Origin of the sequence: Kluyvera sp. CHPC 1.251 (assembly GCF_036759945.1) — a bacterium.
Lineage (GTDB): Bacteria > Pseudomonadota > Gammaproteobacteria > Enterobacterales > Enterobacteriaceae > Kluyvera > Kluyvera sichuanensis.
The window spans coordinates 121344-136858 of sequence record NZ_JAPKIC010000010.1; the positions used below are offsets into that span (position 1 = coordinate 121344).

The 15515-nt window shown below is 56.3% G+C and carries 9 protein-coding genes; 4 read left to right on the forward strand and 5 right to left on the reverse strand.

Features of this window, described 5'->3' with window-relative positions; genetic code table 11:
* Window position 1: 1 nt before the first annotated feature.
* The 4 genes from cadC to dtpD all read left to right on the forward strand — a co-directional run bounded on the left by cadC (window position 2) and on the right by dtpD (window position 6956).
* The gene (cadC, locus tag V6940_RS18475; protein WP_333496831.1) at window positions 2–1507 is read left to right on the forward strand and encodes a lysine decarboxylation/transport transcriptional activator CadC; all 1506 of its coding nucleotides are present in this window, start codon (window positions 2–4) and stop codon (window positions 1505–1507) included.
* 353 nt (window positions 1508–1860) lie between these two features.
* Window positions 1861–3192 (forward strand): cadaverine/lysine antiporter, encoded by a 1332-nt coding sequence (gene cadB, locus V6940_RS18480; protein ID WP_333496832.1) that lies wholly within the window; start codon window positions 1861–1863, stop codon window positions 3190–3192.
* An 88-nt stretch (window positions 3193–3280) separates the two neighbouring features.
* On the forward strand, window positions 3281–5425 hold the full coding sequence (cadA, locus tag V6940_RS18485) for a lysine decarboxylase CadA (protein WP_185668936.1): 2145 nt from the start codon (window positions 3281–3283) through the stop codon (window positions 5423–5425).
* Window positions 5426–5492: 67 nt separating this feature from the next.
* A complete protein-coding gene (gene dtpD, locus V6940_RS18490; protein ID WP_333496833.1) occupies window positions 5493–6956 on the forward strand; it encodes a dipeptide permease DtpD in 1464 nt (487 codons plus the stop codon).
* Window positions 6957–7046: 90 nt separating this feature from the next.
* On the opposite strand, the gene glnB is transcribed toward dtpD, so the two are convergent.
* The 5 genes from glnB to purL form a co-directional block, all read right to left on the reverse strand.
* Complete coding sequence (gene glnB, locus V6940_RS18495; RefSeq protein WP_002914032.1) at window positions 7047–7385, reverse strand: nitrogen regulatory protein P-II; 339 nt, start codon at window positions 7383–7385, stop codon at window positions 7047–7049.
* Window positions 7386–7453: 68 nt separating this feature from the next.
* Window positions 7454–8791: a two-component system response regulator GlrR gene (gene glrR, locus V6940_RS18500; RefSeq protein WP_333496834.1), complete on the reverse strand. Its 1338-nt coding sequence runs from the start codon at window positions 8789–8791 to the stop codon at window positions 7454–7456.
* The gene (qseG, locus tag V6940_RS18505) at window positions 8784–9476 is read right to left on the reverse strand and encodes a two-component system QseEF-associated lipoprotein QseG (protein WP_442910829.1); all 693 of its coding nucleotides are present in this window, start codon (window positions 9474–9476) and stop codon (window positions 8784–8786) included. Before qseG ends, glrR begins: the two co-directional genes overlap by 8 nt.
* 17 nt (window positions 9477–9493) lie before the next feature.
* Window positions 9494–10930, reverse strand: a complete 1437-nt coding sequence (locus V6940_RS18510; RefSeq protein ID WP_333496836.1) for a sensor histidine kinase — start codon at window positions 10928–10930, stop codon at window positions 9494–9496.
* 592 nt (window positions 10931–11522) lie between these two features.
* Entirely contained in the window at window positions 11523–15410 is a 3888-nt protein-coding gene (gene purL / locus V6940_RS18515) for a phosphoribosylformylglycinamidine synthase (RefSeq protein WP_333496837.1), read from the reverse strand.
* Between the last annotated feature and the right edge of the window lie 105 nt (window positions 15411–15515).

Genomic DNA, 15515 nt, shown 5'->3' on the forward strand with positions numbered 1-15515 from the left:
TATGCAACAACCGTTTGTGCGCGTTGGGGAATGGCTCGTCACGCCTTCAGTGAATCAAATTAGCCGCCCTGGACGCCAGCTCACTCTGGAACCTCGATTAATCGATCTGCTGATGTATTTTGCCCACCACCCTGGGGAAGTGCTCAGCCGCGACGAGCTTATTGATAACATCTGGATGCGAAATATTGTGACCAGCCATGTGGTCACACAGAGTATTTCTGAACTGCGTAAATCGTTGCGCGACGGCGGCGATAGCCACGCCGAATACATTATTACCGTGCCCAAACGCGGCTACCAGCTTACGGCCCCGGTGACCTGGCTTAGCGAGTCTGAAATACACGATGAAGCCGCAGAGATACAGCCAACTACCGCCCTTGATAGCGCGCCGGTCACGCCCACGCGTGCCGCCACTGTAGAGCCCAAACCACGCCGCTGGTTTGCCAACTTCTGGACCCAATGCGCCTTTTTACTCTCGCTTGGCGTACTGATTGCCATGGTCCTGCTGAGCGTGGTGCGCCCGCATCCGCAGGTCACGCGTGCGCACCTGTTGTTGAACCCGCGCGATATTGACGTTCGCTTTGAACCGGGATCCTCCTGTAATAACTGGGCCTCGCAGCAGTCTTATGCCATCGGCCTCGGCACGCTGATTACCACCTCGCTGAACACCTATTCCACCTTTATGGTTCACGACAAAACCAACTATAACGTCAATGAACCGAGCAGCTCCGGGAAGACGCTGACCATCAGCTTTGTGAATCAACGCCACTACCGCGCCCAGCAGTGCTTTATGTCGGTGCTGCTTATCGACAACGCCGACGGCTCAACCATGCTCGATAAGCGCTACTTCGTCACCGATAGCAACCTGGTCTCTATCCAGGGCGATCTGTTCGATAGCCTCTCCAGCGCACTGGCCCAGCCGTGGCCAGAGGGGATGCAAAAGGAACTGACCCGGCTGAAACTGCCGGAAACACAGGCGCTGGCACAGTTTTATCAGGCGCTGCAGCTGGTTTCTGTCGGCGATGCGCCGTCGTTAAACAAGGCCAGCACGCTGTTGGCAAACATTACTAAATCCTCACCTCATTTTGCCTATGCCTATGCGCAAAAGGCGATGGTGGATGTTTTACGCCAGTCGCAGCAGCCTTTTGATAACCAGCAACTGGCCGCGCTGAATGAAGAATTAACGCGCGTAGAACAAATGCCGGATATTCAGAACAGCGCCATACTGTATCGAATTAAAGCTATCGACTATTTAAGCCACGGTAGTATCGATAACGCCTTCGAGGCGGTAAATAAAAGCATTGAAATTGAGATGTCATGGCTTAACTACGTGCTGCTGGGTAAAGTTTACGAAATGAAAGGCGAGAGTCGTCTGGCGGCTGATGCCTATATTACGGCGTTTAATTTGCGTCCAGGCGAGAACACGCTGTACTGGATTCAAAATGGTGTATTCCAGACCTCGATTGAAAAAATAGTCCCGTATTTGCAGTCTTTTTTAGCTAAAGAGTAATCGTTAGCCCAACAACCCGATTATCATGGTTAAATAACCGCCCTCAAAATGTAATATTAATGTTGTCACAAGGTGTGATTTGTTACCTTGTGACAACATCATACCTCGTAAGACACCACCACCTAACCACTTGTAATTAGTCACTATTTACCTTTTCCTGATATAAAGTTTTTATCCTGATGTGTTACGTTAAAAAGGTAAAGACCTCATTTTTTCTATGTTTGTTTTTACTTCACCTTTACTTTAGGACTTCTCTTAGCCTGCTCAGTAATAATTGCCGTCAGTTGGTCGGGTCATTCGTCATTTCTCATCTCGCGATCCGGTCCTAAAAATACTGTTCAGGAGAAACGAACATGAGTTCTGCCAAAAAGATCGGGCTATTTGCCTGTACCGGTGTTGTTGCCGGGAATATGATGGGGAGCGGTATCGCGTTATTACCCGCGAACCTCGCCAGCATCGGTGGTATTGCCATTTGGGGCTGGGTTATTTCTATTATTGGTGCCATGTCACTGGCTTACGTTTACGCTCGACTGGCAACGAAGAACCCGCAGCAGGGTGGCCCCATTGCGTACGCTGGTGAATTATCTCCCGCTTTCGGCTTCCAGACCGGGGTCCTTTATTACCATGCCAACTGGATCGGTAACCTGGCTATCGGTATTACCGCCGTCTCTTATTTATCCACCTACTTCCCGGTATTAAACGACCCGATTCCTGCCGGTATCGCGTGTATCGCCATCGTGTGGCTGTTCACCTTTATCAACATGCTGGGTGGTACCTGGGTCAGCCGTCTGACGACTATCGGTCTGTTCCTGGTGCTGATCCCGGTTGTACTGACCGCCGTCGTGGGCTGGCACTGGTTTGACGTGGCGACCTACCACGCCAACTGGAACACCTCTACCACGACCGATCCACACGCGGTGATTAAAAGTATTCTGCTGTGCCTGTGGGCGTTCGTCGGCGTGGAATCTGCCGCGGTGAGCACCGGCATGGTGAAAAACCCGAAACGTACCGTACCCATGGCAACCATGCTGGGTACCGCGCTGGCCGGTATCGTTTATATCGCTGCCACTCAGGTTATCTCCGGTATGTATCCCGCTTCCGTAATGGCCTCTTCCGGCGCGCCGTTTGCCGTCAGCGCCTCAACCATTCTGGGTAGCTGGGCCGCTCCGCTGGTTTCCGCCTTCACCGCCTTTGCGTGTCTGACTTCTCTGGGCTCGTGGATGATGCTGGTTGGTCAGGCTGGCGTACGTGCCGCCAACGACGGCAACTTCCCGAAAGTGTATGGCGAGCTCGATAAAAACGGTATTCCTAAGAAAGGCCTGCTGCTGGCTGGCCTGAAAATGACCGGTCTGATGATCATCATCACCGTGATGAACTCCAACGGCGGTAAAGCGTCTGACCTGTTCGGTGAACTGACCGGTATCGCCGTGCTGCTGACCATGCTGCCTTACTTCTACTCCTGCGTTGACCTGATTCGCTTCGAAGGCATCAACGTTCGTAATTTCGTCAGCCTTATTTGTTCCGTGCTGGGCTGTGCGTTCTGCTTCATCGCGTTGATGGGTGCAAGCTCCTTCGAGCTGTCCGGTACCTTCATCGTCAGCCTCGTTATCCTGATGTTCTACGGTCGCAAAATGCACCAGCGTCAACATAACGACGACGAAAACAACACGGCTCAAGCGCTGTAATCACCCCCTAATTTCTCTAAAGGCTCCTCCTTCACCTGCCACATCGTGGCGGGAGGGGCCTTCTATATCCGGAAACATGACTATGACTATGAACGTTATTGCTATCATGAACCACATGGGCGTCTACTTTAAAGAAGAGCCTATTCGTGAGCTTCACCGCGCGCTGGAAGGCCTGAACTTCCGCATTGTTTACCCGAATGATCGTGAAGACCTGCTGAAGCTGATTGAAAATAATGCCAATCTCTGCGGCGTGATCTTTGACTGGGACAAGTACAACCTTGAGCTGTGCGAAGAGATCAGCGCGCTGAACGAGTACATGCCGGTTTACGCTTTTGCCAACAGCTACTCCACGCTGGACGTCAGCCTGAATGACCTGCGCATGCAGGTTCGTTTCTTCGAATACGCGCTGGGCGCCGCGGCTGACATTGCGGCGAAAATCCGCCAGAGCACCGACGAATACATCGACGCCATTCTGCCACCGCTGACCAAAGCGTTGTTCAAATACGTACGTGAAGGTAAATACACCTTCTGTACCCCTGGCCACATGGGCGGCACCGCCTTCCAGAAAAGCCCGGTCGGCAGCATTTTCCATGATTTCTTCGGCCCTAACGCCATGAAGTCAGACATCTCCATCTCCGTTTCCGAGCTGGGCTCTCTGCTGGACCACTCCGGCCCGCACAAAGAAGCTGAAGAGTATATCGCCCGCGTCTTTAACGCCGAGCGCAGCTACATGGTGACCAACGGTACCTCTACCGCGAACAAAATCGTTGGCATGTATTCCGCACCGGCGGGCAGCACCGTACTTATCGACCGTAACTGCCATAAATCGCTGACGCATCTGATGATGATGAGCAATATTACGCCGATCTACTTCCGCCCGACCCGTAACGCTTACGGTATTCTCGGCGGTATTCCACAGAGCGAATTCCAGCGAGCAACCATTGAAAAACGCGTAAAAGCCACGCCAAACGCGACCTGGCCGGTGCATGCGGTGATCACCAACTCCACCTATGATGGTCTGCTGTACAACACCGACTACATCAAGAAGACGCTGGATGTGAAATCCATTCACTTCGACTCAGCCTGGGTGCCTTACACCAACTTCTCGCCTATCTATGCGGGTAAATGTGGGATGAGCGGCGACCGCGTTGAAGGCAAAGTGATTTATGAAACCCAATCCACGCACAAACTGCTGGCGGCGTTCTCTCAGGCATCGATGATCCACGTGAAGGGCGACATCAACGAAGAGACCTTCAACGAAGCCTACATGATGCACACCACCACCTCTCCGCATTATGGCATCGTGGCATCCACTGAAACCGCCGCGGCGATGATGAAAGGCAATGCCGGTAAGCGCCTGATTAACGGTTCTATCGAGCGGGCAATCAAGTTCCGTAAAGAGATCAAACGTCTGAAAGGCGAATCCGAAGGCTGGTTCTTTGACGTCTGGCAGCCAGAACACATCGACGGCCCTGACTGCTGGCCGCTGCGTTCTGACAGCGCATGGCACGGTTTCAAAAATATCGACAACGAACATATGTACCTCGACCCGATCAAAGTCACCATTCTGACTCCGGGCATGAAAAAAGACGGTACCATGGACGACTTCGGTATTCCGGCGAGTCTGGTTGCCAAATACCTCGACGAGCGCGGCATCATCGTTGAGAAAACCGGCCCATATAACCTGCTGTTCCTGTTCAGCATCGGGATCGATAAAACCAAAGCGCTGAGCCTGCTGCGCGCGCTGACCGAGTTCAAACGCGCCTTTGACCTGAACCTGCGGGTGAAAAACATTCTGCCTTCGCTGTACCAGGAAGCGCCGGAATTCTATGAAAACATGCGTATTCAGGAGCTGGCGCAGAGCATCCATAAATTGGTTGAGCACCACAACCTGCCGGACCTGATGTTCCGCGCGTTTGAAGTGCTGCCAGCCATGGAAATCACCCCGTACGAAGCATTCCAGAAAGAGCTGCACGGCGAAACGGAAGAGGTCTATCTGGATGACGTGGTTGGTCGCATCAACGCCAACATGATCCTGCCGTATCCTCCAGGCGTGCCGCTAGTTATGCCGGGTGAGATGATCACCGAAGAGAGCCGTCCGGTGCTGGAGTTCCTGCAGATGCTGTGCGAAATCGGCGCGCATTACCCAGGCTTTGAAACCGACATCCACGGCGCCTACCGTCAGGCGGATGGTCGCTACACGGTTAAAGTGCTGAAAGACGCTAAAAAATAATTAAAAAAACAGAGGGAAGCGGCGAGTCGCTTCCCTTTTTCGTGCATCCACACAGCAAGGAATCGACATGAAAACACCCTCACAACCGCGCGCGATCTACTACATCGTGGCGATTCAAATCTGGGAATATTTTAGCTTCTACGGCATGCGTGCCCTGCTCATCCTTTACCTTACCCACCAGCTTGGTTTCAATGACAGCCACGCTATCGACCTGTTCAGCGCCTACGCCTCGCTGGTCTATGTCACCCCTATTCTGGGCGGCTGGCTCGCCGACCGCCTGCTCGGCAACCGAACCGCCGTCATATCCGGTGCGCTGCTGATGACGCTTGGGCATATCGTACTCGGTGTGGAATCGGACTCCACGTGGAGTTTGTACCTTGCGCTGGGAATTATCATCTGCGGCTACGGCCTGTTTAAATCCAATATCAGCTGTCTGTTGGGTGAGATGTACGCCCCCGATGACAACCGTCGCGACGGCGGTTTTTCGCTGCTGTACGCGGCGGGCAACATCGGCTCCATTGCGGCGCCTATCGCCTGCGGGCTGGCAGCGCAGTGGTACGGCTGGCACGTCGGTTTCGCGCTGGCAGGCATCGGCATGTTTATTGGACTGATCGTCTTCTTAAGCGGCCATCGCCATTTCCGCCATACGCAAGGGGTGAACAAACCGGCGCTGCGAGCGGTGAAGTTTGTCCTACCAACCTGGGGCTGGCTGGCGCTAACGCTATGCATCGCGCCGCTGTTCTTCACCCTGCTGCTGCAAAATGACTGGTCAGGCTATCTGCTGGCGATCGTCTGCGCGGCCGCCGCCGTCATCGTGGCGCGCATTATGCTGCGCTTCCCGGCACAGCGCCGCGCCCTATGGCAAATCATTTTGCTGATGCTGACCGGCACGCTGTTCTGGGTACTGGCTCAGCAGGGCGGCAGCTCTATCAGCCTGTTTATCGACCACTTCGTGAACCGTCGCTGGCTGAACGTTGAAGTGCCAACCGCTCTCTTCCAGTCGGTCAACGCGGTTGCCGTGATGACGGCAGGCGTGGTGCTGGCCTGGCTGGCGCGTCCTGAAAGCAGCGTGAGTTCTGCCCTACGGGTATGGCTGAAGTTCGCATTCGGGCTAGTGTTGATGGCGGCAGGTTTCATGCTACTGGCGCTGAACGCGCGCGGTGCGCAGCTACACGGTCTGGCGTCGATGGGCATGATGATCGCCGGGCTGGCGCTGATGGGCTTCGCCGAGCTGTTTATTGACCCGGTGGCAATGGCGCAGATTACCCGTTTGAACCTGCCTGGAGTGACCGGCGTATTGACCGGTATCTACATGCTGGCAACGGGCTCGGTCGCTAACTGGCTGGCAGGCGTGGTGGCACAGAAAACGACCGAATCCCAAATTAGCGATACGGCTATCGATGCCTATAGGCACTTTTTCTCGCAAATGGGGGAATGGACGCTGGGCGTGGTGGCGCTGATTGTGGTGCTGATCGCGTTGAAACGTCTGCTGGGTTCGTCCAGCGTAACGCTGGCACAGGCCGACGAGTAATGCTGTAGGCCGGATAAGGCGCTTGCGCCACCATCCGGCATCCTGCGTGGTGTCTGCCGGATGGCGCTTCGCTTATCCGGCCTACATCGATTAGATTGCTGCGTCGTCTTCTTCGCCGGTACGGATACGAATCACGCGCGCCACGTCGAAGACAAAGATTTTGCCGTCGCCAATTTTACCGGTCTGCGCGGTACGGATAATGGTATCCACACAGGTATCGACGATATCGTCGGTCACCACGATCTCAATTTTCACCTTCGGCAGAAAGTCCACCATGTACTCCGCACCGCGGTACAGCTCGGTATGACCTTTCTGACGGCCAAAGCCTTTCACTTCCGTTACCGTCATCCCGGTGATGCCAACTTCCGCCAGCGCTTCACGTACGTCATCCAGTTTGAAGGGTTTAATAATCGCATCAATCTTTTTCATGGTGTTCCTGTCGTTTTTATCGCGTAACCGGTTGCTCACCGTATCATAAATCAGACGTATTTCGGGTGCTACTCTTTAAAATCGTTCGCATCCAGTTCATGGCGGGAGAGCAATTTATAAAACTCAGTGCGGTTGCGCCCGGCCATACGCGCAGCGTGGGTGACGTTACCTTTGGTGATTTGCAGCAGCTTGCGCAGGTAGTTGAGTTCAAACTGATTGCGCGCTTCCACAAAGGTCGGCAGCGCCGTGTTCTCCCCTTCCAGCGCCTGCTCAACCAGCGCATCACTGATGACCGGCGATGAGGTCAGCGCCACGCACTGTTCAATCACGTTAACCAACTGGCGTACGTTACCCGGCCAGTTAGCCGCCATCAGGCGCTTCATGGCATCGGTAGAAAAGGCGCGCACGAACGGCTTATGCCGATCCGCCGACTGACGCAGCAGGTAGTTTGCCAGCAACGGAATATCTTCGGTGCGTTCGGCAAGCGTTGGGATCTTAAGGTTCACCACGTTCAGGCGGTAGAAGAGATCTTCACGAAACTCGCCGCGGGCCATCGCTTTCGGCAGATCCCGGTGGGTCGCCGAGATGATACGCACGTTGATGTCGAGATCGCGGTTGCTGCCAAGCGGGCGCACCTTGCGCTCCTGCAACACACGCAGCAGTTTCACCTGCAGCGGCGTGGGCATATCGCCTATTTCATCAAGAAACAGCGTACCGCCTTCCGCCGCCTGGAACAGCCCTTCCCGGTGGCTGACCGCGCCGGTAAACGCACCGCGCGCGTGGCCGAACAGCTCAGACTCCAGCAGTTGCTCCGGTAGTGCCCCGCAGTTGATGGCCACAAACGGCTTCGCGTGGCGCGGACTGGCATTGTGAATGGCCTGCGCCAGAATCTCTTTACCGGTGCCGCTCTGGCCGTTAATCAGCACGCTGACATCCGACTGCGCCACCATCTGCGCCTGTTCAAGCAGACGCAGCATCAACGGGCTACGGGTGACAATCGCTTCCCGCCAGCGTTCATCGTTTGCCGGTGACGTGCGCTCCAGCGCTTCGTCGATGGCTTTATACAGCGCGTCTTTATCCACCGGTTTGGTTAAGAAGCTGAACACGCCCTGCTGGGTCGCCGAGACCGCTTCCGGAATTGAGCCGTGGGCGGTCAGGATAATCACCGGCATCCCCGGCTGCACTTTCTGAATTTCGCCGAACAGCTGCAGGCCGTCCATCTCATCCATGCGCAGGTCGCTAATCACCAGGTCGATGCGCTCTTTCGCCAGCACGCGGAGCCCCTGCGGACCGCTTTCTGCCGTAACGACCCGATAGCCTTCGCTGGTCAGACGCATCCCGAGAAGCTTCAGCAGGCCGGGGTCGTCATCCACCAGCAGCAGATGCGCAGGTTTACGGTTAGTCATGCTTATCCTCGTCAGATGCCGCGCCGTGAGACATATCGGCGCCCGGTTTGCGGGTAGAGAGCTGGCGTTCGATATCCGTCAGGTTTTGCAGCTTGCGGGTGGTTAAGTCCAGCTCACCCTGTAGCTGTTGCTGTTGCAGGCGCAGCGCGTCCAGTTGACCGTCGCTGGTCTCCTGCAGTTTGCTGTAACGTTGACGTTCTTCAGATAGCGATAGCTGCAACACCTGCCCATCGCGCCAGAGTTGGTACAGTGGGCGAATGCGGACCGGAATTTGCGGGCTGAGGGTATCAATCGCCGTGACCACCTGCCGACGCTCAGTCGGGGTGATTTTGGCATTTGCCAGCAGGATGCCGCGCTTAAACGCGCCCTGCCAGGTATCCGCCGTCAGCGGACTGGCTTCAGCGCGCGCGCGCGCCGCCGACAGACGATTGGCGCAGTCCACGCTACGCAGCCAGTAAAGGGGGTTGTTCTCTGCGGTGTCGCCGTCCAGCGCCCAGATATCGTCGCAGTTAGTCGACAGATAATCCGCTACCTGCTGGCGCGGTTCGCTGCCTTCGGCGCTGCTGCCGAGACTGTGCGGCGTCAGTGCGCTATTACATCCGGAGAGCATCAGGCAGGCGAGCCCAAATAGCCCGCCGCACCACCGCCGTGGTATCCGACTCGTCCGTGCTAAGAATTGGGGCATAGTGACTCGATTTCGATTCATGTGGTTGTTTTTTCCAGCCCAGGTACCGGGAGTTCGATGCGAAAACAGACGTTGCCGTCCTGGGTGTCGAGAAGCTGTAGTTCGCCGTGCATTTTCCGAACGGAGTCGCGTGCAAGGCTCAATCCCAGGCCGCTCCCCTTCACCGCACCTTTGCGCTGATGGCTACCCTGAAAGAAAGGCTCGAAAATCATTAATTTTTCGCTATCCGGGATCGGCGTTCCGGTATTGATTACGTCTATGGCTATTCGCGAGCCGTCCCGATGGCTACGGAGATAAATGTTAGCGGATTCAGTGCCGTAGTGCACCGCATTCGAGTAGAGATTATCCAACGCATTCAGCAGAAGTGTAGGTTCCGCCAGGCAGGCCGGTGCCTGCAGGTCGACCTGCGTGTGCATCAGTTTAGCCCTTGCGGGCAGACTGTGCGCAGAAACCACTAGCTCGACTAGCGGTGCCAGTGCCACATACTCCATGCGCACGGCGGTTTCACTGAGTTTACGGTTGTAGTCCAGCAGCTGTTCAATCAGGGTTTGTAGATTGCGGCTGCTACTATCGAGAATATCCACCACCTCTTTTTGTTCAGCCGTCAGCGGCCCAACGACCTGGTCGGCTAACAGCTCAGTCCCCTCGCGCATGCTGGCGAGCGGCGTTTTCAGCTCATGAGAGAGATGGCGCAGGAACTGGTGACGCTGCGACTCTAACCAGGAGAGTCGGTCGCTGAGCCAGATAATTCGCTGCCCAACGGAGCGCAGTTCCCGCGGGCCACGGAACATCACTTCACCGTCCAGCGATTGCCCTTCGCCCAGCCGGTTAATCATGCTCTCGATGCCCTTCACCGGGCCAATGATCATACGGGTAAACAGCAGCACCATCGCCAGACTGACCAGGAACAGCACCAATGCCTGCCAACCAAAGAACTGGCCGCGTTCGGCAATCGCCTGCTGAAGCTGTTGTCCACGGGAGAAGACCACGGTACGGGTAGCCTGCACCAACTCACCGTTGGCGCTGGAGAAGGCTTCAAGCTTCGCCACCGCCTGCTTTTCCGGGCCGCTGTTGGTGCACTGGAGGGCCGTCAGATCGTGAAGGTTCTGCCGCAGTCGCTGGTAAAGCGTGTCATCTGGCAGCACGCCCGCGTGCGCCTCCAGCATATCGCTGTAGCGCTTACGTTGACTCTGGTACACCTTCGCCAGCGTCGGGTCATCCAGCACGCAGTACTGGCGGTAGCTGCGTTCCATATCCAGCGCGACGTTCGCCATCGCTTCGCTGCGTCGGGCATCCATCAGCGTGGTGCGGTTGGTTTGTTCGGCCTGCGCGCTGAGCATGTTGAGGCTCTGCCATGCCTGCCAGGCAAGTACCAGCAGCGGCAGCAGAATCAGCAGGAAAGACAGCGTCACCAGTTGGCGCAGCGATCGTGGAGAGAGCGAGGGGCGTTTCAAAAGAGGTATCTCAGTAAATCAACGTACTGGAATGCTAACTGAGGATATCGATGAGGGAAAGGCCAGAAACAACAAAGCCGGGCAGAAGCCCGGCTTTGTTATGGAATAAGGCGGTGCCTAACTCAACGTTTCGCCCGATGGTTGATAAAGCTACGCTATTATCAGTTGCTGGACGGCAGGCACCTTGTTGTGCGTCATTCGAAGTTTATGTAGCACGTCCCGAAGGGGCTGACATAAGAAGGTGAATGAGCCACTGGTTAATATTATGCATGATGCGTGCCATAATACAAAACAATAAATTAACACAATGATAAATATAGAAAATATATAAAAAAGGTCAGAAGAGAGATGAAGGCAGTTTTTGGGCATTGTGTCGCTAATTAGCAACACCTATTGGCGCATAATATAAATTCCTTATAAATCATCAAATTAAATGTCTCCATTTAGCGACAGTGCCATACCGCCAATGTCGGGGTTTCCCGACACCCCTTCGCCGTACCGAATGTAGCCCAGCCGAGCAACGCGGCATTGGGTAGGCGCAGAAACAAAAAAGCCCCTCACGAAGAGGGGCTTGATGCATTAAGGGTCTATCTTAGCCAAGCTGCTTACGCGCATTGCGGAAAATACGCATCCACGGGCTGTCCTCGCCCCAGTTTTCCGGGTGCCAGGAGTTGGAAACCGTACGGAACACACGCTCCGGGTGCGGCATCATAATGGTGACGCGACCGCTTTCGTTGGTCACAGCGGTGATCCCATTAGGAGAACCGTTCGGGTTCGCCGGATAGGCCTCGGTGACTTTACCGAAGTTATCCACGAAGCGCAGCGCCACCAGCCCTTTGCTTTCCAGCTGTGCCAGATGCGCACCGTCACGAACTTCCACATGACCTTCACCGTGAGAGACGGCGATTGGCATACGTGAACCTTCCATCCCCGCGAGCAACAGCGATGGGCTGCTGGCCACTTCGACCAGGCTGAAGCGCGCTTCAAAACGGTCGGAGTGGTTACGCACAAAGCGCGGCCACAGGTCGCTGCCTGGGATCAGCTCATGCAGGTTAGACATCATCTGGCAGCCGTTACAGACGCCCAGCGCCAGGGTCTGTGGACGGTGGAAGAAGGTTGCAAACTCATCGCGAACGCGGTTGTTGAACAGAATGGACTTCGCCCAGCCTTCACCCGCGCCCAGTACGTCACCGTAGGAGAAGCCGCCGCAGGCCACCAGCGCCTGGAAGTCCGCCAGGCCGGTACGTCCTGCCAGCAGGTCGCTCATGTGCACGTCGATGGCATCAAAGCCCGCACGGTGGAAGGCAGCCGCCATCTCAACGTGGGAGTTCACGCCCTGCTCGCGCAGTACCGCTACTTTCGGGCGCGCACCGGTGGAGATGTAAGGTGCTGCGACGTCGGCGGCGATATCAAAGGTGAGCTTCACATTGAGGCCCGGGTCGTTATCGTTGGCTTTCGCGTCGTGTTCCTGATCGGCACACTCTGGGTTATCGCGCAGGCGCTGCATCTGCCAGGTGGTTTCTGCCCACCACATACGCAGCGTAGTGCGGCTTTCACTGAATACCGGCTGGCCGTTGGCGGTCAGGGTGAAACGGTCACCTTCAACGGCTTTACCGAGGAAGTGCACGCAGTCTGCCAAGCCGTTCGCCGCCAGAATCGCTTCCACCGCCGCGCGGTCAGAGGCGCGAACCTGGATAACCGCACCCAACTCTTCGTTGAACAGCGCCGCCAGACGATCGTCGCCGAGGGTTGCCACGTCGGCTTCCACGCCGCAGTGACCGGCAAAGGCCATTTCCGCCAGGGTGACCAGCAGGCCACCGTCAGAGCGGTCATGGTAGGCCAGCAGCTTACGCTGTGAAACCAGTGCCTGAATCGCCTCGTAGAAGCCTTTCAGCTGTGCCACGTCACGGACATCGGCCGGTTTATCGCCCAATTGACGGTAAACCTGCGCCAGTGCGGTTGCGCCCAGCGCATTATGCCCCTTGCCGAGGTCGATCAGCAGCAGGGCGTTATCTTCGGTCGCCAGTTGAGGCGTGATGGTGTGGCGCACATCTTCCACGCGCGCAAAGGCGGAAATCACCAGCGACAGCGGCGAGGTCATTTCACGCTGCTCGTTGCCTTCCTGCCAGCGGGTTTTCATCGACATGGAGTCTTTGCCCACCGGAATGGTCAGACCCAACTGCGGGCACATCTCTTCGCCGATCGCTTTCACCGCTTCGTACAGACCGGCATCTTCGCCAGGGTGGCCTGCGGCTGACATCCAGTTTGCCGAGAGCTTAATGTGTTTGATGTTGCCAATCTGGGTTGCGGCAATGTTGGTCAGCGCTTCGCCAACCGCCAGACGGGCGGAGGCAGCAAAGTCCAGCAACGCAACCGGCGCACGTTCGCCGATAGACATCGCTTCGCCGTAGTAGCTGTCGAGGCTAGCGGTGGTCACCGCGCAGTTCGCCACCGGGATCTGCCATGGGCCTACCATCTGGTCGCGCGCGACCATACCGGTGACCGTACGGTCGCCGATGGTTACGAGGAAGGTTTTTTCCGCCACGGTGGGCAGATGCAGTACACGGTTCACCGCGTCGGCCAGCGTGATGTGTTCACGGGCAAGCGCTTCGCCTTTCGCTTTCAGCGTCTGCACGTCGCGGGTCATCTTCGGCGTTTTGCCAAGCAGCACGTCCAGCGGCATGTCGATCGGCTGGTTGTCGAAGTGGCTGTCGCCGAGCGTCAGATGCTTCTCTTCGGTGGCTTCACCAATCACCGCGTACGGCGCGCGTTCACGTTTGCACAGCTCGTCGAACAGCGGCAGCTGATCGGCGGCGACCGCCAGTACGTAGCGTTCCTGAGATTCGTTACACCAGATTTCCAGCGGGCTCATGCCCGGCTCATCGCTGAGGATGTCGCGCAGTTGGAATTTACCGCCACGACCACCGTCGCTCACCAGTTCCGGCATGGCGTTAGACAGACCGCCCGCGCCCACGTCGTGGATAAACAGAATCGGGTTGGCATCACCCAACTGCCAGCAGCGGTCGATAACTTCCTGGCAGCGACGTTCCATTTCCGGGTTGTCACGCTGTACGGAAGCAAAGTCGAGGTCAGCATCAGACTGGCCGGAAGCCATTGAAGAAGCAGCACCACCGCCCAGGCCAATGTTCATCGCCGGACCGCCGAGGACGATCAGCTTCGCCCCTACCACGATCTCACCTTTCTGTACGTGATCGGCGCGGATGTTGCCGATCCCGCCTGCCAGCATGATCGGTTTGTGGTAGCCGCGCAGCTCTTCACCGTTGTGGCTATTCACTTTCTCTTCGTAGGTACGGAAGTAGCCGGTCAGCGCCGGGCGTCCAAATTCATTGTTGAACGCCGCGCCACCCAGTGGGCCATCGGTCATGATATCCAGCGCGGTGACGATACGATCCGGCTTGCCGAAATCTTCTTCCCACGGCTGCTCAAAGCCAGGAATACGCAGGTTGGATACGGAGAAGCCCACCAGCCCCGCTTTTGGCTTCGCGCCGCGACCGGTTGCGCCTTCGTCGCGAATTTCACCGCCGGAGCCCGTTGCGGCGCCCGGCCATGGAGAGATAGCCGTCGGGTGGTTATGGGTTTCCACCTTCATCAGGATATGCGCAGGCTCCTGATGGAAATCGTAACGACCGGTTTTGTGGTCGGCAAAGTAGCGACCCACTTCAGAGCCTTCCATCACCGCGGCATTGTCTTTATAGGCAGACAGCACGTGATCCGGTGTGGTTTCGAAGGTGTTTTTGATCATCTTAAACAGCGATTTAGGCTGCTGTTTACCGTCGATAATCCAATCGGCGTTAAAAATCTTGTGACGGCAGTGCTCAGAGTTCGCTTGAGCGAACATATAGAGTTCGATGTCGTTCGGGTTGCGGCCCAACGTAGTGAACGCATCCTGCAGGTAGTCAATTTCGTCGTCCGCCAGCGCCAGGCCAAGACGGATGTTGGCATCGATCAGCGCCTGACGGCCCTGCCCCAGCAGGTCCACGCTGGCAACCGGTGCCGGCTGATGGTGAGCAAACAGTTTTCCGGCATCCTGCAGCGAGTCAAATACGCTCTCCATCATGCGGTCGTGCAGTTCGGCCGCCACGGCGCTCAGCTGTTCGGCGGTCAGGCTAGCGGCATCAATGTAGTACGCCACGCCGCGCTCAAGGCGCAGAACCTGCGAGAGGCCGCAGTTGTGGGCGATATCGGTAGCTTTTGAAGACCAGGGGGAGATGGTGCCAGGGCGAGGGGTGACGAGCAGCAGTTTACCGGTAGGGTTATGGCTATTGAGGCTTGGGCCATACTGCAACAGTCGCTCAAGTCGGGCTCGCTCTTCTTTATTAAGCGGCGCGTCCAGGTCGGCAAAATGGACATACTCGGCGTAAATGTTGCTTACCGGGAGGTTGGCTGCCTGAAACCGCGTCAGCAGTTTGTTAATACGAAATGCAGACAGTGCAGGCGAACCACGCAGAATTTCCATCATAAGTCTCTCGTCTTCTCAGCTTTCAGTGTGCGCAATGGGGGAGAACGGGCGCTATTATAGAGAATCCTGCGCCCCGACGAAACCGTTTGCGTCGAAATAAACACA

Excerpts from the sequence above, each read along its gene's own strand:
- cadC (WP_333496831.1), top strand. The coding sequence starts at position 2 with ATGCAACAACCGTTTGTGCGCGTTGGGGAATGGCTCGTCACGCCTTCA.
- cadB (WP_333496832.1), top strand. The coding sequence starts at position 1,861 with ATGAGTTCTGCCAAAAAGATCGGGCTATTTGCCTGTACCGGTGTTGTT.
- cadA (WP_185668936.1), top strand. The coding sequence starts at position 3,281 with ATGAACGTTATTGCTATCATGAACCACATGGGCGTCTACTTTAAAGAA.
- dtpD (WP_333496833.1), top strand. The coding sequence starts at position 5,493 with ATGAAAACACCCTCACAACCGCGCGCGATCTACTACATCGTGGCGATT.
- glnB (WP_002914032.1), bottom strand. The coding sequence starts at position 7,385 with ATGAAAAAGATTGATGCGATTATTAAACCCTTCAAACTGGATGACGTA.
- glrR (WP_333496834.1), bottom strand. The coding sequence starts at position 8,791 with ATGACTAACCGTAAACCTGCGCATCTGCTGCTGGTGGATGACGACCCC.
- qseG (WP_442910829.1), bottom strand. The coding sequence starts at position 9,476 with ATGCCCCAATTCTTAGCACGGACGAGTCGGATACCACGGCGGTGGTGC.
- purL (WP_333496837.1), bottom strand. The coding sequence starts at position 15,410 with ATGATGGAAATTCTGCGTGGTTCGCCTGCACTGTCTGCATTTCGTATT.